Below are 21,040 nucleotides of genomic sequence, written 5' to 3' on the forward strand. Positions count from 1 at the left end.
TTCGACTGGGCTGATGTTCATGCACAAATGACGCGGGAAACAGGACGTTACGATCAGGGCTACCGACTGTACGGCGTTGTCTGCAAACCCGGGACAACTGAAATTATCGACAGTTTTGTGCTCAGCTGGGCGGTGGGTCATCCTAAGTTATTGCGCGGATTATGGAGCCACTGCTGTCACTACATGCAGCACAAACCGGTTCCGACACAACCGTTTTACGATGAGCGGCCAAATAGCTGGTGTCCGCGAAATAATATTCACTGGCCCGAAGCCATTGACCGCGAATCTACGACGGCTGCGGATGCGGCAAACTCATCAGCAGGGTGAAATATGGAAAATAATCAACGTCCTGATGGTCCCTGGCGCATTGAGCCTGAAACCCTGGAAGCCGCGCTGGAGACAGAATTCGCGGGGCGGCCTGCTTTAACGCCTGCCTTAAAAAATTGGGTTGAAGATTTACCCGGGCAAAATGAGAAACAGCAAACCGCCCCTCGACTTACCTGGGTTAATGAAATAAATGATATCTGGATGGAAATCCCACGATTTGAAAATATATTATGGTGGGGAGCGTGGGTAGGAGGAGTGTCATTAATAATCCCTCTTATTATGATTTCATTTTTTATGACATTACCTAACTTCTTTTTTAATGTGTCAATAACTATATTTTGTTTAGTTAGTTATATTTGTTTTGTGTCATTATTATTTTTTAATTTCAGAACTGTTTTATTTTCTCCCCGAGGAACTCCAATTCGTTTTAACCGTCAGCGCCAAAAAATATATGTATACGAGTATCAGCGTAAGTGGAATCCCTGGGTTCGTTGGCCAACGACAATCAAAGTCTTCGACTGGGCTGATGTTCATGCACAAATGACGCGGGAAACAGGACGTTACGATCAGGGCTACCGACTGTACGGCGTTGTCTGCAAACCCGGGACAACTGAAATTATCGACAGTTTTGTGCTCAGCTGGGCGGTGGGTCATCCTAAGTTATTGCGCGGATTATGGAGCCACTGCTGTCACTACATGCAGGCGAAGCCCGTGCCCACCGCCCCGCTGCTGACAAAGGCGCCCGCAAGCTGGACGCCGTTTAACACCGTCCGCTGGCCTGCTGATATCGACCGGGAGTCGACCACTGCACCGGAAACAACCTGCACTGAGAGCAGCCGTTAATGCCTACAGCGATGTCATTATCAGAATTGTTAAACGCAAAGTGCGATGAATACCGCTACCTGCTGCTGGATCCGTTGAAAAGTGTTCCATCCTGGAACGCCCTGCATCTCAATCGCCTTAATGACGTATTTGGGAATGATGTCCTGTACAGAGTACTTCGGCCTGACCTTGCATACGCACCTCAGTATTGTCCGATGGTGATGCTGCTGGCCCTGCCCGGGATACTTTGTAATGAGGAGTTATTGCTTAAAAGCGAAGACTATTCCCGCGATGAAAAGCTCTATGAAAAGCGTTATATCTGCGGCTGGATAAGTTCGCCGCTGGCACCTGAGGCATTTGCCGCAGAGCTGGCAGGCTTATGTAAACAAGTACAGCGCGAAAATATCGTGCCTTTTTATGAGCCATTACGTCTCGAACTGTTAACTGCGCTCAACGGAAAAAATGAATTCTCCCGCCTTATCAGCAACATCAGCCAGTGGTGCTGGATCTCCTGTAGTGGTCGTATGCAGGTATTGTCCGGCACAACTGAGGGGGATGAATGGCGGATGAAATGGGGTACAGAGTGCGCACAGAATAATGTGCGTGATATCTGGCGATTGCTGTCTGCGTGGCACAAAACCGGTGGCTCACTGCCTGCCGATGCCGCAAAGCAAGCGGCGGATGCCTGGGCGAAGTCCGAACTGGCCAGACTTCCCCATAAAGCTGACACAGTATGTCTTGCACTAAGTTACCTGACGTTACCCGACAACATCACTGCACACCCCGAGGTATTGGCGCTGTTAGAACAGGTTGCCAGCCATTCGGATCTGTATTTGACCCGGTTATTCCCCACGCTTTCGGATGCCCTCTTGCAGACGCTTATCGGGCCATAGCGCATAAAAAAAGGAATTTTGACGATGAGTTCACAATCACAAGCTTCTCAGAACAGTGCCGCAAGCGAACAGGTAGCGGGCACGCCATCAGGCTGTAAAGCCTGCAAGCGAGAAGGTGTCGCTATTTTCCCCCTGCGTGTGGCCGCCGTTCCAAAACCATTGGTCAATACCGGCTGGGCGCCTTCGGTGCCGAAGCAGGATTCCGAACTGACGGGCGGCGAGTATAAATACGCACTACGCACACTGCGGGAAGGATATTTGTATGTCCTGCTGGATAACACCTACTGGCAAGGCTATCAGGTGACGCCTGAAGGTGCCTTGCGCATGTTCAATGCTGAAGAAATGCCTGAAGGAGAAAAAGTCGAATCGCTTAGCGAAGCCTGTCTGACGCAGAACCACGAGATCGTGGCGGGTTTTATCAATATCGATCCAAAATATACACAAGCGGCCGTGGCATTTAGCAGTGATCCGTGGAGCAAAACGGTGCTGGATGAATACCAGAATGGAACACGTCCCGCCAGCCGTTTTACTCAGATAACCCTGTCTGAGGGAAATGTCACTGCTGCAGACACCAGTCGTAGTCTGACACTTGACCCTTCGCTGTCTGCCCTCAAAAGTAATGTGCTGGAATTCGCCACGGATTCATTTCCCAGTATCGCGGGCAAGGAAGGATTACCGAATGGCGCGCATGGCTTTTCTCATCGTATGGATCCTCAAAAGCAAACGGCACTGGGGAACCGCATCGCCCAGTTAACGCACCAGTATAAGGCGCCGGTGACTGCATTAGTGCTCGACGATCAAGTCGGAGTAATTCAGGAATTAAACACCGGACGACTGGATTGCGTAGAGGCACTGGCTGCATATACAGCTATAACCAGTAATATTCATAAGAAAATGATTTCTGATGCCATTCTGCAGATTAAACAATCAACAGCGGCGCAGATGAAAACAGACCCGAATATAAAGGGGGTTTACACGCCGGGTTACACCACGTCGTACTCCACTTCCCGTGAAAACCAGGTTGCAGCAGAGGTATATAAAGCCACGCGTCGTATGGAAGATTATTATGACGAACCCGCGCGGGCAGAGTTTGCCCGGGATTATCAGTCCACCGTTGACGGCTACAACCGCAAAATTGTCGCCACCTGGAAGGATCTGAATGCCGCCTACCGTTCTGCGCTCTGGCTGGCCATTCTCAAGAACGACTATGCCCCGCAAAACAGTGCTATCAGCTGGGTGGCACAGCTGACCACCATTACCCGCTGTCTTCAGGGCAGTGTCGCGGGTTTTGATATGGAAAACAGCGGCAAAGACAGCGAGACCCCGGAATGGGCAAGATGGCTGGAAGATCCGCAAAGCCCGCCGTATATGGCCCTGATGCGCAGCCAGCCGGGTGTAACCGATTTACCGTCGCAGGTCTTCGGCGGCAGCCTGACCTATGCCAACCTGAAAGCAGTGCTAAACAGTAAGGAAGTTAGCGATTATATCAACAGCCCCGCGTATCAGAAAATAATGGCAAGCTTGATCACCTCCATTTCCGGCGCATTCAGCAAGCTCGAAAACACATTGTCTGCACAGGCAAAATCCGGGATGGTGCGAATGTTACAAGCCGTAGCTTATACATCAGCAGATGTGCCTGCCGCGACCCTGCTTACCGGGAAGCTCACTATCCGCGAATATCAGCACATGCTGCAAATTCAGCTTGATGCCCACGGTAAACCTGCCTGGAGTATCTCGGGCGAAGAAAATGGCCGCGTAACCAGTACCTCGCGTTTGGGGCACTGGACGCAAATCACTGACCCGGCCATCCTTGAGCAAAAAATTACGGTGAAATTAGGCGCACCGCTGAATAAGGCTCTCCCGGCAGCTGTCACATCCGACGCCATCGACCGCTCCCTGCTCTCCGGTGAAATTGAGTTGGGTGAAGCTGATATGCGTAATGCAGCACGCAGTCAGTTAAAGGTATCAACAGATCTCCAGAGCGGCTTTATTGGGGTGATTCTGGCCGGAATTTTGCTATATGCCACTTTTAGCGATCTGGATGAGCTAAAGAAAGCCATACCGGGCGATACTCAGGCAGAGATGGGGCTGGCTTCCAAGTCTTTAATCATCATGGCTTCCGCGGTAGAAATTGTCGGGCAAAGCGCAGCTGTCGCGGGATTATTCAAGAATGGCGATCTTCTCATTCGGGGCGCAGGAGTGATTGGCGGCTTCGCAGCGATAATTGACGGTATTGCGTTGGGGATTAAGGCTTATGACTTAATGCAAGCAGGAGACTCAACAGCAGCTCTCTTATATGGCATAGCTGCTGGGTTAACAATAATTTCAGGTGGCGCAGCAGTTTGGTTTAGTTATGCAGGTATTTTTACAATCTTTGGTCCGATTGGTTGGTGCATTGCCCTTGGGATAGCTGCCGTTACATTGGTAGCTATTGGCAATCTTTTTGTACGTTCTCCGCTTGAGCGTTGGTTATCGCATACATGTTTCGGAACCGATCAAAATGAGGACGATGTACACCCTATGTGGCGTGTGGAAAATCCTGCAGACCTCCAGGAGGCAATGAAACAACTGCATATTATCGCCAGTGGCGTGTCGGTACAGCTAAGTGGTGACTGGGTCACGGAAATAATGAATAACACCCGGATTTTGGGTAACCGCATGCTGGCTGCCAGGGTCATGCTGGCGGACTGTAACCCGGCAGGCTCCGACTGGCTCGTCGAACTGACAGCCACCGGCGGCAACGGCAGTCGCCTGATACTGGCGCGAAGCGCTTCACCCGCAAAACTGGCCGGGTTTACGCCCCCGGAGCAGCAAACCTATCAGACCATGCCAGTTCTGTTTAACACAGCGATGAGTACTATGCCGGGGGCGCTGCCTGTCACTGAAGTGAAAGCGGCGAATTCTCTGGCTGAAACCTGGGGCGTAATATCGTCGCAAACACACAGCGGACTGCAACTGGACGGTGAGTTTCCGCTAAATACCGCACGTTTTAATAACGCCGAGCTGGTTGTGACCTACTGGCCGGACAAAACCCGGCAGGATGACAGCCTACAACTTACTACCCAATTGGACAGCTAAACCTTAAAGGATTGCCCTCAAATGCCTCTATTTACCATGGACGAACCTCAACCGAGACTTAATCCACCTATCAAGAACTGGCGGGAAGATATGCCGGAAAACCACGAACCACAGCTTATCCCTCCTCGACTGCGATGCTTGACGACGCTAAGCGATATTTTTCTAGAGGTCCCTCTTTACAGCACTGAAATTTCTTGGGGAGGAATGATATTTAGTGGGATATTATCATCGGTTCTTGCCATTGGCATGAGTGTTTCAGGCTTCGCCATCCAGGCTGGGCATGATGGTTATGGAATGATAGTTGTTGGACTAGGAGGGGCGTTTGTGTTGTTTAGCATTGCACTTTTAGCCTTTAAGATGTTCCTGGTACAGCCTCGCGATCAGCCAATCCGCCTGAACCGTAAACGTCAAAAAATCTATATTTTCCAATATAAACGTACCTTTTTTCCATGGCTAAAATGGCCAGTCACCATCCGGTCATATAACTGGGCGGATGTGCGCGGCGAAATCCGTTATTCCAGTGATCGTTATAATATGGGCTTCCAGCTTTTCGGTTCGGTTTGCGAGCCGGGCACAAATAAAGTCGTTACCCGCTTTCTGATCGCTAAAGAGCGCAGCTCACAGGAAATGCTGTGCCAGATCTGGAGTTATCTCTCTGTCTATATGCAGCATGACTCGGTCACAGCAGATCCGGTAGAAACCGGCCGGCCTGACGACTGGCGCCCGCGCAAGGCAGACCGCTGGCCGGAAGATATGGAACGGGAGTCAACAACGGCACCTTAAAGCGCCCTGTAACCTACGCAAGATGGATAGCTAAACCTTAAAGGATTGTTTCCAAATGCCTCTATTTACCATGGACGAACCTCAACCGAGACTTAATCCACCTATCAAGAACTGGCGGCAAGATATGCCGGAGAACCACGAGCCGCAACTAGTGCCACCTAAGCTACTCTGGTTAACAACGCTAAATGATATCTTTGTTGAAATACCTCGGTATAGCACGGAAGTTGCATGGGGGGGAGTGCTTATCTGGGGTATTATTATTTCCATTTTCAGCATAAGTTTTGGGATATTGGGGTTTGTTCTACAGATTGGACACGATGATTATGTGATGATTTCTCTAGGGTTGATTGGTACATTTAGTTTTTTGCCATTGGCTTTTTATTGTCTAAAAATGTACTTTGCTCAACCTCGAGATCAGCCGCTTCGCCTCAACCGGAAACGCCAAAAAATCTATATCTTTGAATATAAACGTACGTGGTTTCTCTGGCGCAAATGGCCAACCACCATCCGGTCATATGACTGGGCGGATGTTCGCGGCGAAATACGTTATTCCAGTGATCGTTATAATATGGGCTTCCAGCTTTTCGGTTCGGTTTGCGAGCCGGGCACAAATAAAGTCGTTACCCGCTTTCTGATCGCTAAAGAGCGCAGCTCACAGGAAATGCTGTGCCAGATCTGGAGTTATCTCTCTGTCTATATGCAGCATGACTCGGTCACAGCAGATCCGGTAGAAACCGGCAGGCCTGACGACTGGTGCCCACGCAAGGCAGACCGCTGGCCGGAAGATATGGAACGGGAGTCAACAACGGCACCTTAAAGCGCCCTGTAACCTACGCAAGATGGATAGCTAAACCCTAAAGGATTGCCCTCAAATGCCTCTGTTTACCATAGAAGAACCACAGCCGAAACTCAATCCACCCATCCAAAACTGGCGGGAAGATATGCCGGAGAACCAAGAACCACAGCTGGTGCCCCCTAAGCTACGCTGGCTAACAACGCTTAACGATACCTTTCTGGAAGTACCCCGTTATAGTACGGAAGTAGTATGGGGGGGGGGATGTTAATATGCGGGATTTTCATTTCCATTTTTACCTTTGGTATTGGGATATTGGGTTTTGTTTTACAAATGGGACACGATGATTATGTGATGATTTTCTTAGGCATGACTGCGGTATGTGCTTTTTCTCCACTCGCGCTTTTTACCCTGAAGATGTATTTTGTACAGCCTCGCGATCAGCCAATCCGCCTGAACCGCAAACGCCAAAAAATTTATATTTTTGAGTACAAACGTACATTTTGCCCATGGCTAAAATGGCCAACCACCATCCGGTCATATGACTGGGCGGATGTTCGCGGCGAAATACGTTATTCAAGTGATCGTTATAATATGGGCTTCCAGCTTTTCGGTTCGGTTTGCGAGCCGGGCACAAATAAAGTCGTTACCCGCTTTCTGATCGCTAAAGAGCGCAGCTCACAGGAAATGCTGTGCCAGATCTGGAGTTATCTCTCTGTCTATATGCAGCATGACTCGGTCACAGCAGATCCGGTAGAAACCGGCCGGCCTGACGACTGGCGCCCGCGCAAGGCAGACCGCTGGCCAGACGATATGGAACGGGAGTCAACAACGGCACCTTAAAGCGCCCTGTAACTTTCGCAAGATGGAAAAGCTAAACCTTAAAGGATTGTTTCCAAATGCCTCTATTTACCATGGACGAACCTCAACCGAGACTTAATCCGCCCATTAAAAACTGGCGGGAAGATATGCCGGAGAACCACGAACCACAACTGGTGCCGCCGCGGTTACGCTGGTTGACAACGCTTAACGATACCTTTCTGGAGTTAGCCCGCTACAGTAGTGAAATTCTATGGGGAGGGGTATTAATGAGTGGAATATTATTGTCTTTTCTCGCCATCGGTTTTGCGATTTCGGGTCCTTTTATGCAAGAAGGGATTAAGGGTTATTGGATGGTCTCAATTGGTTTAGCTTGGGCGTTTATTATATTTACCCTGTCACTTTTTATGCTAAAAATTTACTTTATGCAGCCTCGTGACCAACCTATTCGCCTGAACCGCAAACGCCAAAAAATTTATATTTTTGAGTACAACCGTACATTTTGCCCATGGCTAAAATGGCCAACCACCATCCGGTCATATGACTGGGCGGATGTTCGCGGCGAAATACGTTATTCAAGTGATCGTTATAATATGGGCTTCCAGCTTTTCGGTTCGGTTTGCGAGCCGGGCACTAACAAGGTTATTACCCGCTTTTTGATTGCAAAAGAGCGCAGCTCACAGGAAATGCTGTGCCAGATCTGGAGTTATCTCTCTGTCTATATGCAGCATGACTCGGTCACAGCAGATCCGGTAGAAACCGGCCGGCCTGACGACTGGTGCCCACGCAAGGCAGACCGCTGGCCGGAAGATATGGAACGGGAGTCAACAACGGCACCTTAAAGCGCCCTGTAACTTTCGCAAGATGGAAAAGCTAAACCTTAAAGGATTGCCCTCGAATGCCTCTGTTTACCATGGAAGAACCACAGCCGAAACTCACTACACCCATTAAAAACTGGCGTGAAGACATGCCGAATAACCACGAACCGCAATTGGTGCCCCCTCAGCTACGCTGGTTAACGATGCTTAACGATATCTTTCTGGAGGTACCCCTTTACAGTACGATAGTTTGGGGAGGAATGCTTGCAAGTGCAGTTTTAATGTTCATTCTTGGGGTTGTCGTTGGGGCTTTTGGTTTTGTCATTCAGGGCGGCTACGATGATTATGCGATGACCGCAATAGGATTGGGTGGAGCATTTATATTCTTTTGCTTAATGCTTTTTTGCCTGAAAATGTATTTCGTCCAGCCTCGAGACCAGCCCATTCGCCTGAATCGCAAACGCCAAAAAATTTATATATTTGAGTACAAACATACGTTCTTACCCTGGCGTAAATGGACCACCACTATCAGGTCATACAACTGGGCGGATGTTCGCGGCGAAATCCGTTATTCCAGCGCACGTTATGATTCCGGGTATCAGCTTTTCGGTTCAGTCTGTGAACCCGGCACTAACAAAGTCGTTACCCGCTTTTTGATTGCAAAAGAGCGCAGCTCACAGGAAATGCTGTGCCAGATCTGGAGTTATCTCTCTGTCTATATGCAGCATGACTCGGTCACAGCAGATCCGGTAGAAACCGGCCGGCCTGACGACTGGCGCCCACGCAAGGCAGACCGTTGGCCGGAAGATATGGAACGGGAGTCAACAACGGCACCTTAAAGCGCCCTGTAACTTTCGCAAGATGGAAAAGCTAAACCTTAAAGGATTGTTTCCAAATGCCTCTATTTACCATGGACGAACCTCAACCGAGACTTAATCCGCCCATTAAAAACTGGCGGGAAGATATGCCGGAGAATCACGAACCTCAGCTGGTACCACCGCAGCTACGTTGGTTGACGACGATGAACGATACCTATCTGGAAGTCCCTCGTTACAGCGCTGAAGTCTCCTGGGGAGGGGTGCTTGCATGGGCAATTTTAATGTCGATTATTGGCATTGGTGTTGGGGTTTCTGGTTTTGCCATACAACATGGCCACACTGGTCATGGGATGATAATTATAGGATTGGGAGGGACATTTGTTTTTTTTGCTATGGCCAGCTTTGGCTTGAGAATGTACTTAGCCCAGCCCCGAGACCAACCCATTCGCCTGAATCGGAAACGGCAAAAAATTTATATCTTCGACTACAAACGTGCGCAACTCCCATGGATGAAATGGCCAACAACCATCCGCTCTTACGATTGGGGCAATGTTCATGGCGAAATTTGCTATTCCTATGCAAGGTTAGACTCGGGGTATCAGCTTTTCGGTTCAGTCTGTGAACCCGGCACTAATAAAGTCGTTACCCGCTTTCTGATAGCTAAAGAGCGCAGCTCACAGGAAATGCTGTGCCAGATCTGGAGTTATCTCTCTGTCTATATGCAGCATGACTCGGTCACAGCAGATCCGGTAGAAACCGGCCGGCCTGACGACTGGTGCCCGCGCAAGGCAGACCGCTGGCCGGAAGATATGGAGCGGGAATCGACCACCGCACCTTAAAACGGTTTGCATCGGCAACTGACTTCTTCTCTCAGAATTTTTTCTGCTCAAATCTAAACGTAGAACTGTGCCGTCTTATTATAAATTAAAATGTTTTTGTTTATCTAAAGGAATTTTAAATGAAAAAAATAAGCTTAATGCTTTGGATTGGTTTGCTCATTAATATACTCATTACATGTATTGCATGGTTTAATTTATCTGAAACAGCAGGCGGGTACGATTATGACAATTCACACCTGGTGTGGTCTATTGTACTTCCGTTATTTATTGTTGCGTTGGCCATGCAAATTGCAAGTATTGGCTTGTTATTTCTGGCACCAAAAGCGGGGCGAATTATCGCAGGCATTGGCGCATTTTTCATGCTCCCCATTGGCATGGTGTTTTTCATTGGATATATGTCAAGTTACGAAAAAAAATCTAACCAGGGTATGACTGTATTCTCATCACCTGAAGAAGAAAACAATATAAACACTGAGGGGAAAACAGGTTTAAATACACCTACAGAAGGAAGTACGGAAGAAAACACAGAGATGAATGAAAGTGTGAAACTATACTTCAAAACAACGCCATTTTTTATTAATGGCGTTGTGTTTATTGTACTCGGAGGGGTGATAATGGTCATGGGCCTCGGGACCGGTAGTATTTTGGTAGGAGCCGGCGTGCTGGCTTTGGTTAATGGTTTCCGCCTGAACAATCGGGTAGTTATTGGGTTATCAAAAAATGAGTTAATAATTACACCTGGGCTATATTCCGAAACCTACCGGGTCCCATATAATAATGTCAAAGTCACGCATATGGATAACCGTCTTTTTAAGTTACACATACAAACACCTGACGTGGATAAAGTCTGTACTCTGCGTAAGGCCTGGCTTGAGGGGGAGCGTGACTACGTTTCGTCAGCCATGGCAAATATTTTGTCTAACCTGACTGAATCTCACGCCGCTTAAATAATAAATCATGGTGATTTCTATATTGCCTCAAAATAAACTCTGAGGCGAAAAACGACAAGAGCAGGGAAATATAGCAACCTGTAACTCATTACCTGCCTCTGCCATTTAACCCCCCTGAGTTCTCTAATACAAGAAAAACGCTATGGCCGTAGATTTAAAAAACATCCCTGACACCTGCATCAGACCGACCCCACCTCGCCTGTCGCGCTGGATAGTTTTTCTTATTTTTCTAATTGGCCTGAGCATTGTTTATTCCAGGCTGGTGACAGGAGAAAATAATGTATTAGTGTCCGTGGGCATCCCTGGAATTATTACGGGATGCTTATATTTTTCGTCTTATTTGATTTATCTACTTAAGCAAATATTTGCCAGCGCCTACGATAAAGAAAGAGAAAATACTATTATTCAGGAAGTTCGCCGGGGTCGTCGTGCATTACAGATATTAGCAGCCGAGTGCTGTACCGCACACTCTGAGCCAGAGACACCCCTGGCTTCTGTATCGGCCAATTTGCTGCGTAATGACAATGTACTCTTTACCCAGCGTTCCTGGCGCGATGAGGAGAATATTCGTCTGAGCCAGTTAGCCCGAATAGCGGGTTTATCCGATGAAAAACACCTTGAAATGTTATTTATCTCACTGGCAAAACAATTAGCGCAAACACTTGCGCTATTGCCTGCAGATAAACCCCTGATGCTGCTATTTGAATCATCGTCATCAATACCTGAGGAGAAAGCAGAGGCTCTGTGGTGGCAAGCCTGGAAGACAAGCGGGATCCAACAATCCTGCTCGCGTATATCTGGCAGCGGAATGCAAGTTGTCGATGAATGGCTGGATCATCGCATTCACAGCGATGCTTTGTTGCTTGTCGTGTCATGGCAATATTCGCCAGTGAATACGCCCATGTCAGCAGAGGCGATTACCGGCATCTTGCTTGGCAACCGCCTGACCCAACATGCTATTTCACCTCTGGCCTTTCTTCATCGCCCCGAAGCCGTCGGGACATCACCGGATGCATTTGAATATGCTCTCGGGCAGGCGCTTGACTGGGTTCCTCTCGCGCCCGCCATACCCGGGCATATCTGGCTGGCTGGCGTAACGACTGATGACAGCGAGCATATACCTCTGATGAAGGCCATCAGTTCTGCTTCGTTGAGTGGTGTTGACCAACAAACCGGTGTACATGATTTTACCGATTATCTGGGCCTCCCTGATAAAGCGGCCTCCTGGCTTGCTGTTGCTGCAGCGGCTCAGGCAATACAACAACATCCTGCATACCATCTGCTGATATGTCGCGAACAACAAAATGGAAAGGTCTGGAACATGATTGTATCCCCGGCAATTTCTGGCCAGGAAGGCGAAAGATGAAACGAATTCTGTCCTTAATTAAAAAACCTGAACTGGTGTTCTGGTGCCTTATTTTAATCGGCTTACTCACAGGTCTCATGATGGTCTGGACCCTCTGCTGGCATCCCGAAAAATTAAACCTGATTCGGGCAACTCCAGGCTGGTACGCGTGGTTAAGCAGTTCGGTTGCCGCGTGCGTTGCCATATTTCTCATCGCCTTTTTCCTGTTTTGGGGAACACGCGTCGAGGGTCGCCGTAGTTTCAGACATGAACGGCAGAATATTTCCGGCGATGATGTTTTGACCCCCAAAAAGCTGGACTCAAAGCTGCCCAATAAATCCCAGTCCGACCTCGCCCAGCTCAAAGCTCGGCTGCGCCGCCGCTACGGTCTGTTCTGGCGTTATAAAGTACGCCTGTTGATGATCGTCGGTGAGGCCAGTGAAATCACTGCCCTGGCACCTACACTGGCAGAACAGGGCTGGCTGGAAGGTCAGCGTACCGTGCTTATTCACGGTGGCAGTCTGCATGAAGCTGCTGACGATGCGCGTCTTTCTGAATGGCGGAAACTGCGTCGCACCCGTCCGTTTGATGGCATTCTCTGGGCCGTCACCGAATCTCAAAGCAAAACGTCGCAGTGGATGGACGACGGTCTGCGCTCGCTTGAGAAAACCGGCGAAGCATTGCGTTATCAGGCGCCGGTATATCTGTGGCAGGTTTGCGAAAGCGACTGGTCACAGGATGAACGTATCGAGCAGCCGGTCGGGGTTATTTTCCCGGCTAATGCCACCTCACAATCGGTAGAAAGAACGCTGAAATCGCTGATACCCCTGATGCGCGAGCAGGGAATGCAGCAGGTATTGACCCAACAGACACACGATTTTCTGCTGCGTCTGGCGCAGTCGTTAGGCGAGTCTGGTGCAGCCCGCTGGGGTCAGATACTTTCACCCTGGTCTGCTGATTATGCCGCACGCATTCCAATGCGTGGCCTGATGTTCAGCTTGCCGCAGACCTCAGCAGCCTCTGCCGGTGTACATGATAAAACCTGGACACCGCCTGCAAGCTGGCAGAGCGTACTGGATGACTGCCGGTCTGCACGCGGTCGTCGCGTCGGTCTGCCGTGGGAGCAAACGCTCTGCTACGGTGTGCTCGCGCTGATCGTCCTGTGGGGCATTGGCAGCGTGGTGTCCTTTGCTGTGAACCGTCATCAGATGGTCTCTGCCGCTGAGCAGACGCAATACCTCGCCAAACCGCAGCCTGTTTCCGATGAGCAATTAATTGCCTTGCAGACACTGCGCAATGATATCGGTCGTCTTCAGGCTCGCGTTACTGAGGGTGCGCCTTGGTATCAGCGTTTTGGTCTGGACCACAATGCGCAGCTGCTCACAGCCCTGCTGCCATCATATGGCAGCGCTAATAACCGCCTGATCCGCGATGCCGCAGCTGAAAGTTTGCTACATAAGCTCAACGAACTTGCCAGCCTTCCCGCCAACAGCCCGAAACGTGCTGCGCTGGCAAAGTCAGGCTACGACCAGCTTAAAGCATATCTGATGATGATCAGACCGGAAAAAGCAGATGCCGCGTTTTACGCACAGGTAATGAAAACGACACAACCGCAACGCCCCGGCGTGTCTCCGGGATTGTGGCAGAGTCTGGCTCCTGACTTATGGCAGTTTTATGCCGCCAACCTGCGCACGCAGCCAGACTGGAAGATTAAGCCGGATCTGGCGCTGGTTTCCCAGTCGCGACAGGTTTTGCTGGGTGAAATCGGTCAGCGCAATGCTGAAAGTACTTTGTATGAAAATATGCTGCTTTCAGTACGCCGCAATTACGCAGACATGACACTGCTGGATATGACGGGTGATACAGATGCGCAGCGTCTGTTCAGAAGCGATGAAGTGGTACCGGGTATGTTCACGCGCAAAGCCTGGGATGAACAAATCCAGGAGGCGATCGACAAAGCGGTATCTTCGCGTCGCGAGGAAATTGACTGGGTGTTGAGCGATAACCGCCGGGCGATCTCTGAAGATATTTCACCGGAAGCGTTAAAGAAACGCCTCACTGAACGCTATTTCACTGACTTTGCGGGTAGCTGGCTGAATTTTCTCAATAGTTTGCGCTGGAATGAAGCTAAAAATCTGTCAGATGTTATTGATCAGCTTTCATTGATGAGCGACGTACGCCAGTCCCCGTTGATCGCCCTGATGAACACGCTGGCATGGCAGGGACAAACCGGACAGCAAAACGAAGCGCTGTCAGATTCTCTGGTGAAATCAGCCAAAGCACTCATCAATAAAGATTCACAACCTGCTATTGATCAGCACGCCAGCGGGCCTGTCAGGCCTCTGGATGAAACCTTTGGTCCGCTGCTCGCCCTGATGGGAAAGGGCAGTGCGCAGAACATGTTGTCATCGGACAGTTCGCTTAGCCTGCAAACGTTGTTGACCCGTATTACCCGCGTGCGCCTGAAACTTCAGCAGGTGGCGAATGCTTCTGACCCGCAGGAGATGACGCAAGTGCTGGCACAAACGGTGTTCCAGGGTAAAAGCGTAGACCTGACCGATAGTCAGGAATATGGCAGCCTGATCGCTGCCAGCCTCGGTGAAGAATGGAGCGGTTTCGGCCAGACCATGTTTGTACAGCCACTGACACAGGCATGGGAGGCCGTATTACAGCCCTCTTCGGCCAGCCTTAATGACCAGTGGAAAAACGCCATTGTTAACAACTGGAAATCCGCCTTCGACGGACGCTATCCGTTTGCTGCCAGCAAAAGCGATGCTTCTCTTCCGATGCTGGCAGAGTTTATTCGCAAGGATAGTGGCCGTATCGACAACTTCCTGACCCGTGAGCTGAGCGGTGTTCTGCACAAAGAAGGGACACGCTGGGTGCCGGATAAAGTGAACAGTCAGGGTCTGACCTTCAATCCGGCATTTCTGGCGGCGATCAACCAGCTCAGCCAGATCTCCGACATCCTGTTCACCGACGGCAGCCAGGGAATGCGCTTTGAATTGCTGGCCCGTCCGGTTCCTGATGTTGTCGAAACGAATCTTTCGATCGACGGACAAAAATTGCGTTACTTCAATCAGATGGAAAGCTGGCAAAGCTTCCGTTGGCCGGGCGATACCTATAAGCCGGGCACCATGCTGACATGGACCTCGACCTCCGCCGGTGCCCGGTTATACGGTGATTATCAGGGGACCTGGGGACTTATCCGCTGGCTTGAACAGGCTAAACAACAAAAGCTGGATGAAGGCCGTTATCAGCTGACATTCACCACGTCAGACAAACAACAACTGCAGTGGATATTGCGCACTGAACTGGGTAAAGGCCCGCTGGGTCTGTTGCAGCTGCGTAACTTCACATTACCGGCACAGATTTTCCTGATTCAGGCTAGTCCTTCATCTGCTGAACAGCCTTTTGATCCCGATGCAATCGCCGAGGAGCCGTAATGACCACATTAACCACCCTGCTTACCGCCTGCGCGGCAGAGCCTGAATCTCTTTTATCTCAGGCAGAAAATCAGGTTGCCCTTTGGGATAAATGGTTGCAGCCAATTACACCGGATCAGCCCGCGGGCGAAGATCCGGGTTACGACGATGACTTCCAGCAAATGCGCGAAGAGGTCAACAAACTCTCCGGTGCGGATACTACCCTGACCTGCGAACTGGCAGAAAAACTGCTCGCCAGCCAATGTAAAGACGTCCGCGTGGCCACTTATTACATCTGGGCGCGTCTTCATCGTGACGGTGAGGCCGGACTGGCTGACGGACTTTCTCTTCTGGCCGGGCTGATTGCCCGCTACGGGGAAAACCTTCATCCTCTACGTGCAAACAGCCGCAAGACATCACTGGAATGGGTCGCAGGCTCCCGCGTACTGGACAGTCTGTCGCTATATCCTGAAGTCGATAAAACAGATTTTGCGCGCATCATTGGCGCACTGGCACTCATTGAACAGGGTGTCAGCACCTGGAATGAATCCTCAAAGCCAGAACTGGGGGCGCTCTACGCCGCACTCGAAAATCGCCTCGCTCAGTCAGGCGGGATGAACGCCGTCGTCCCGCAAACCAGTGCATCGTCGTCACAGGCAGAAAGCAGTGGTTTATCCCCTTCCCTGCGATCCGTGCAGTCAGGAAGGGATCTGCTTGATCAGGCAAAAATGCTGGCAAAATACCTGCGGGATCAGCCGCAAGGCTGGCTGTCGGGCCATCATCTTATTAAGAGTGTGCGCTGGGACACCGTTCACGAACTGCCGCCGCTGGATGCCAGTGGCCGCACCCGCTTGCTCCCGCCCCGCCCTGAATATCGTGCTCAGCTTAAACGCTTATATCTGCAACAGAGTTGGGTGGAACTGCTGGAGCAGGCGGAATCCATGTTTGCTGAAGGTGTTAACCATTTCTGGCTCGATGTTCAGTGGTATTTGCATCAGGCACTCAGCAAAGCCGGCGCACCTTATGAAGGCTGGGCAACTTGTATCACGCAAGATCTGGCGCTGTTTCTCACCCGTTTGCCGGGTCTGGAAAGTTTGTCATGGAGCGACGGCACGCCGTTTGCCGATGAAGTCACACAAGGCTGGATTAACCAGCAGGTGCTGGAATCTGTCTCGGGTTGGGGAAATGAACCCGCTGCCTCCGTTGCTTCCGGTGAAGATGACATTCTCCTGCTGGAGCCTGAAGCGCTTGCCCAGGCAGACAGCGATGGCGTGGAGTCTGCACTGACCTGGTTGCAGACCAGACCGGGCATCCACACCGCCCGCCACCAGTGGCTGTTGCGCTTAGTGATGGCGCGGGTTTCGGAGCAGTACGGTAAAAATGATATGGCGCTGCATCTCCTCGGCAGCCTGGATAGTGACAGTCTCTCACTCACGTTGCCGCAGTGGGAGCCGGGGCTGGTATTTGAAGTGAAAGCCCGTCGGCTGAAATTACTGCGTATGAAATCGCAACGAGGAGACGGTGATAAAAACCGGATGATGGCCGACATGGACGTCTTACTTAGCGCACTGATAGCTATCGACCCTGCCCGCGCCGCCGTATTGTGCGGTTAATACCCAATAAAGGATTATCACAATGGCAAAAGGTTATTACTTAGTTTTGGGCGATAAAACCACCTGCGGAGGAAAAATCCTCAGCGGCGATCCCAGACACACACTGATGGGCAAACCGGTTGTACGCGAGCAGGAACCTGTGACCTGTGGTCTGAATCCGGGCATGTTTGCCGTAGTTGGAGCCATTCCGTCTGATTTGGTTAATGGCCGTAAATTCGCCGGCACAACGTACAGTAAAAGCAGCTGCCCATGCCAGGCACGCCTTATACCATCCGTAACGACAGCCACCTACGACAAATAAAGTATAAAACTTATGGACGATTTAACCCTGCGTTATTTTGACGCTGAAATGCGTTATTTACGCGAGGCGGGCGAAGAATTTGCCCGCGCGCACCCTGACCGCGCTGCCGGACTTAATCTGGATAAAGCCGGTGCCCGTGACCCTTATGTCGAACGTCTGTTTGAAGGTTTTGCCTTCCTGATGGGACGTCTGCGGGAAAAGCTCGATGATGACCTGCCGGAACTGACCGAGGGATTAGTCAGCCTGCTGTGGCCGCACTACCTGCGCACCATCCCTTCCCTTTCCATTGTTGAGTTCGCACCTGACTGGCAAGGTATGAAAGAGCGGAGGGTGATGACAAAGGGATTTGAAGTATTGTCGCGCCCTATCGGCGAGCGGGCCACGCGCTGCCGCTATACCACCACGCAGGACATCGAATTGCTGCCCCTTTCGCTGCAACGTGCTGTGCTGGATACCGAACCCGATGGTCGCTCGGTGATCCGAATGCGTTTCAACTGCGGCAATCTGGCAGACTGGAGCAAAATCAATCTGAGCCATATTCCGCTCTATTTTGATGCCGATGCGCCACTGGCCTGTGCTTTGCATGAAGCTCTGACGCTGAATACCGCCAAACTTTGGGTACGTTTGCCCGGTCAGGCCGATCGTCAGCCGCTGGAAGGATTCTTTGCCCCGCAGGGATTTGGTGAAACAGATACGCTGTGGCCAAAAGGTGAGAGTGCGTTTAGTGGTTATCAGTTACTGCTGGAATACTTCACCTTCCGCGAGAAATTTATGTTCGTCGCGCTCAAAGGACTGGAGACAGTTGCCTTACCGACTGAGCTGAGCTGGTTTGAAATAGATGTCGTGCTGGAGAATCGCTGGGAACACGATTTTTCATTCTCAGAGAAGCACCTTCGGTTGAACTGTGTGCCGGTCATTAACCTCTTTGCGCTGGAGTCCGACCCTTTAACGCTGTCATCGTTGCAGACAGAATACCTGCTACGGCCTATGCGTGTTCAGGACGGTTATACCGAAATTTACTCGGTCGATTCGGTTATTTCGTCCAAGCATTCCGGACATCAGGTGTATGTGCCCTTCACCAGTTTCCGCCATAAGGGTGGCATGTTGCGTCACGATGCGCCGGAATATTACTACCACACCCGCGTCAGGCGCGGTCCATCCGGACTGCACGATACCTGGCTGGTGCTGGGTGGCGAAGCTTTCGATAACCATACCGTGCCGGAAAACGAAAATTTGTCCCTGAGCCTGACCGGCACCAACGGCCAGTTACCGCGAAAATCACTGCAAAGTACCGTACTGGACACCACAGTCAAAACCACCAGCGCGAACGTTCGCGTACGCAATTTGTCCGTACCGACCATGCCGTGCTATCCACCGAACCGCGACCGTTTTCACTGGCGGGTACTCAGCCATCTGGGCAGCAGTTTTCTGTGGATGATGGACAACGCCGAAGTCTTACGCGGAACGCTGGCACTGTATAACTGGACAGAAAGTGAGATGAACCGCCGCCGTCTTGAAGCGATTGCCGATGTCCAGCACAGCGAAATCGAGCGTTTTGAACGCGGCTATCTGCTGCGCGGTGTACAGATTGAAATCACGCTCGACAGCAATGGATTTGCCGGCAGAGGCGATATTTGCCTGTTTGGCGAAATGCTCAGCCGCTTCTTCGCACTGTATACCGATATCCATCTGTTTAACCGCCTTACCCTGATACTGCAACCGACAGGAGAACGTCTGGAATGGGAAGAGAACCACCAGCCCCGCATTCCCGGCTAACTGCCAGGCTTGAGCAGGACATCAGTCGGATTAACTTCTACCGCTTCTGTCAGCTTCTGGAAAAACACCAACCGGATGCACCGCAGTTGGGAAGCACCAGCAATCCGGCAGATGATCCGGTGCGTTTCCGGCCACATCCTGGGATGGGTTTCCCGGTCAGTGAGCTGAAAGCGCTGGAAAAGGATGAACATCATCCGGACGCGCCGCTGACCGTTCGTACCACCTTTATGGGGTTATACGGCGTAGATGCCCCGCTGCCGACGGCCTATATCGACGACATCACCCAGCAGCGTGAAGGACATGAAGTACTCGAAGGTTTCCTCGACATCTTCAACCACCGCATCATGACGCAGTTTTATCGCATCTGGCGAAAATACTCTTATCCCGCGACGTTTGAACCGGGTGGTAAAGACAGTACATCTCAAAGTCTGCTGGGTCTGATTGGCATGGGTATTCCCGGCACACAACGGCATTTCGCAACGCCTGCCTCGAGGTTTCTGGCACTTCTCGGGGTAATGCGTCAGCCGGGGAGAACGGCGGAGGGGGTGCAGGCGCTGGTGCGTTTACTGGCACCATTTACCCGCACGGAAGTGACTCCGCATTGCCTGCGCTCAGTACCCATTACCTCTCCGATGGCATTCGCTGGTGAAGGCGCTAACTGGCTGGATGGCGATACCGTAATGGGCGACGAAGGTACTGACGCCAACAGTCAGTTACTGATTTCGCTGTATACCGAAAACGCGGATGAGGCAGAGGAATGGCTGCCCGACGGACCGATTTATGCTGATTTTTTGGTGTTACTTCGTGTTTATCTCGGCTGGCGTTATAAAGCCCGTATCCAGCTGACTGTCCCTGTCCGGCTGTTACCGGCTCCTGTGCTTGGTGACGTTCCTTTCAGACTTGGGCTGACCGGTGTGTTGGGTCTGGAAGAAGGCGGCGCATCTGACGATATCCCTGAATACTTTACCGTGGAGCTTGGTCACTACTGTGGACTGGCGCCTCAAACGCATCAAGAAGGAACGCGACGTGTTATTAAATACCGCCTGGAAAAATAAATTCTGCCTGCCTGCACTGGTCCTGTTATTGAGCGGCTGCGGGCTGACTCAGGCAGTGACAGACGGCACTGTCTCTGCAACCAAATCTATTTTCTACAAGCAAATAAAAGACTTACATCTGGATTTCACTGCCCGTGAAGCCCTCAATACCGATGCCTCTGAGGCGAGTTCTTCCTCACAGCCGGTGCTGGTGCGCGTTTATCAATTACGTGATGATAAAAACTTCCAGAAAACGGTTTATCAGCAGCTGGCGGGAGAAGGCGATGACGCGCTGAAAGATGACTTGCTGGCCAGCCGTAATGTGGTGATTAAACCGGGCACAGCCATGTCACTGGATATGCCAATGGAAAAGGATGCCAAATTTGTCGCTGTCGTCGGGTTATTCCGTCATCCGGATATGGATAAAAACCAGTGGCGGCTGGTTATGAAAAGGGAAGAACTGGATCCGGATAAAGCGCGTGTTATCGAGCTTGGAAATAATGGTCTGACGCTGCAACCGGTGAAAGACTGATGCCCAACTCACGCTCACCCTCACTTTACGAAATGCTGCTCGGCAACTTTGCCGGCGGCCTCGATTTGCACAAC

The 21,040-nt window shown here is 50.9% G+C and carries 18 protein-coding genes and 1 pseudogene; all 19 read left to right on the forward strand.

What is annotated here, in order from left to right:
* On the forward strand, positions 1 to 327 hold a 327-nt coding region (locus ACM615_RS04915; RefSeq protein ID WP_431011529.1), incomplete at its 5' end, for a DUF6708 domain-containing protein.
* A gap of 3 nt (positions 328 to 330) precedes the next feature.
* Positions 331 to 1,170, forward strand: coding sequence for a DUF6708 domain-containing protein (locus ACM615_RS04920; RefSeq protein WP_431011530.1), 840 nt, complete (start codon positions 331 to 333; stop codon positions 1,168 to 1,170).
* Positions 1,170 to 2,042 carry a hypothetical protein gene (locus ACM615_RS04925; RefSeq protein WP_431011531.1) on the forward strand — a complete coding sequence of 291 codons (873 nt, stop codon included), beginning with the start codon at positions 1,170 to 1,172 and terminating at the stop codon, positions 2,040 to 2,042. Before ACM615_RS04920 ends, ACM615_RS04925 begins: the two co-directional genes overlap by 1 nt.
* A 24-nt stretch (positions 2,043 to 2,066) precedes the next feature.
* Positions 2,067 to 5,120 (forward strand): T6SS effector BTH_I2691 family protein, encoded by a 3,054-nt coding sequence (locus tag ACM615_RS04930; RefSeq protein ID WP_431011532.1) that lies wholly within the window; start codon positions 2,067 to 2,069, stop codon positions 5,118 to 5,120.
* 21 nt (positions 5,121 to 5,141) lie between these two features.
* Complete coding sequence (locus tag ACM615_RS04935) at positions 5,142 to 5,903, forward strand: DUF6708 domain-containing protein (RefSeq protein ID WP_431011533.1); 762 nt, start codon at positions 5,142 to 5,144, stop codon at positions 5,901 to 5,903.
* Between the two features lie 55 nt (positions 5,904 to 5,958).
* On the forward strand, positions 5,959 to 6,720 hold the full coding sequence (locus ACM615_RS04940) for a DUF6708 domain-containing protein (RefSeq protein WP_431011534.1): 762 nt from the start codon (positions 5,959 to 5,961) through the stop codon (positions 6,718 to 6,720).
* A gap of 228 nt (positions 6,721 to 6,948) precedes the next feature.
* Positions 6,949 to 7,539 (forward strand): DUF6708 domain-containing protein, encoded by a 591-nt coding sequence (locus ACM615_RS04945; protein WP_431011535.1) that lies wholly within the window; start codon positions 6,949 to 6,951, stop codon positions 7,537 to 7,539.
* A gap of 56 nt (positions 7,540 to 7,595) precedes the next feature.
* Complete coding sequence (locus tag ACM615_RS04950; protein ID WP_431011536.1) at positions 7,596 to 8,357, forward strand: DUF6708 domain-containing protein; 762 nt, start codon at positions 7,596 to 7,598, stop codon at positions 8,355 to 8,357.
* A gap of 56 nt (positions 8,358 to 8,413) precedes the next feature.
* Positions 8,414 to 9,172: a DUF6708 domain-containing protein gene (locus ACM615_RS04955; RefSeq protein WP_112290385.1), complete on the forward strand. Its 759-nt coding sequence runs from the start codon at positions 8,414 to 8,416 to the stop codon at positions 9,170 to 9,172.
* Positions 9,173 to 9,228: 56 nt separating this feature from the next.
* Positions 9,229 to 9,990: a DUF6708 domain-containing protein gene (locus tag ACM615_RS04960; RefSeq protein ID WP_112290384.1), complete on the forward strand. Its 762-nt coding sequence runs from the start codon at positions 9,229 to 9,231 to the stop codon at positions 9,988 to 9,990.
* 119 nt (positions 9,991 to 10,109) lie between these two features.
* Complete coding sequence (locus tag ACM615_RS04965; protein WP_431011537.1) at positions 10,110 to 10,937, forward strand: hypothetical protein; 828 nt, start codon at positions 10,110 to 10,112, stop codon at positions 10,935 to 10,937.
* A 145-nt stretch (positions 10,938 to 11,082) separates the two neighbouring features.
* On the forward strand, positions 11,083 to 12,306 hold the full coding sequence (locus tag ACM615_RS04970) for a hypothetical protein (RefSeq protein ID WP_129639481.1): 1,224 nt from the start codon (positions 11,083 to 11,085) through the stop codon (positions 12,304 to 12,306).
* Complete coding sequence (locus tag ACM615_RS04975) at positions 12,303 to 15,731, forward strand: ImcF-related family protein (protein ID WP_431011538.1); 3,429 nt, start codon at positions 12,303 to 12,305, stop codon at positions 15,729 to 15,731. Before ACM615_RS04970 ends, ACM615_RS04975 begins: the two co-directional genes overlap by 4 nt.
* Positions 15,731 to 17,323, forward strand: a complete 1,593-nt coding sequence (gene tssA / locus ACM615_RS04980; RefSeq protein WP_431011539.1) for a type VI secretion system protein TssA — start codon at positions 15,731 to 15,733, stop codon at positions 17,321 to 17,323. The genes ACM615_RS04975 and tssA overlap by 1 nt, the downstream gene beginning before the upstream one ends.
* Positions 17,324 to 17,345: 22 nt before the next feature.
* Positions 17,346 to 17,624, forward strand: a complete 279-nt coding sequence (locus ACM615_RS04985) for a PAAR domain-containing protein (protein WP_431011540.1) — start codon at positions 17,346 to 17,348, stop codon at positions 17,622 to 17,624.
* A gap of 12 nt (positions 17,625 to 17,636) precedes the next feature.
* Complete coding sequence (gene tssF, locus ACM615_RS04990; RefSeq protein WP_431011541.1) at positions 17,637 to 19,400, forward strand: type VI secretion system baseplate subunit TssF; 1,764 nt, start codon at positions 17,637 to 17,639, stop codon at positions 19,398 to 19,400.
* Positions 19,364 to 20,455, forward strand: a complete 1,092-nt coding sequence (gene tssG, locus ACM615_RS04995; RefSeq protein WP_431011542.1) for a type VI secretion system baseplate subunit TssG — start codon at positions 19,364 to 19,366, stop codon at positions 20,453 to 20,455. The genes tssF and tssG overlap by 37 nt, the downstream gene beginning before the upstream one ends.
* Positions 20,376 to 20,966, forward strand: a complete 591-nt coding sequence (tssJ, locus tag ACM615_RS05000) for a type VI secretion system lipoprotein TssJ (protein ID WP_369964523.1) — start codon at positions 20,376 to 20,378, stop codon at positions 20,964 to 20,966. The genes tssG and tssJ overlap by 80 nt, the downstream gene beginning before the upstream one ends.
* Positions 20,966 to 21,040, forward strand: a pseudogene (locus tag ACM615_RS05005) (type VI secretion system baseplate subunit TssE); the annotation flags it as partial. The gene tssJ and the pseudogene ACM615_RS05005, both read left to right, overlap by 1 nt.

Source organism: Rahnella sp. PAMC25617 (assembly GCF_050606005.1).
Classification (GTDB): domain Bacteria; phylum Pseudomonadota; class Gammaproteobacteria; order Enterobacterales; family Enterobacteriaceae; genus Rahnella; species Rahnella variigena.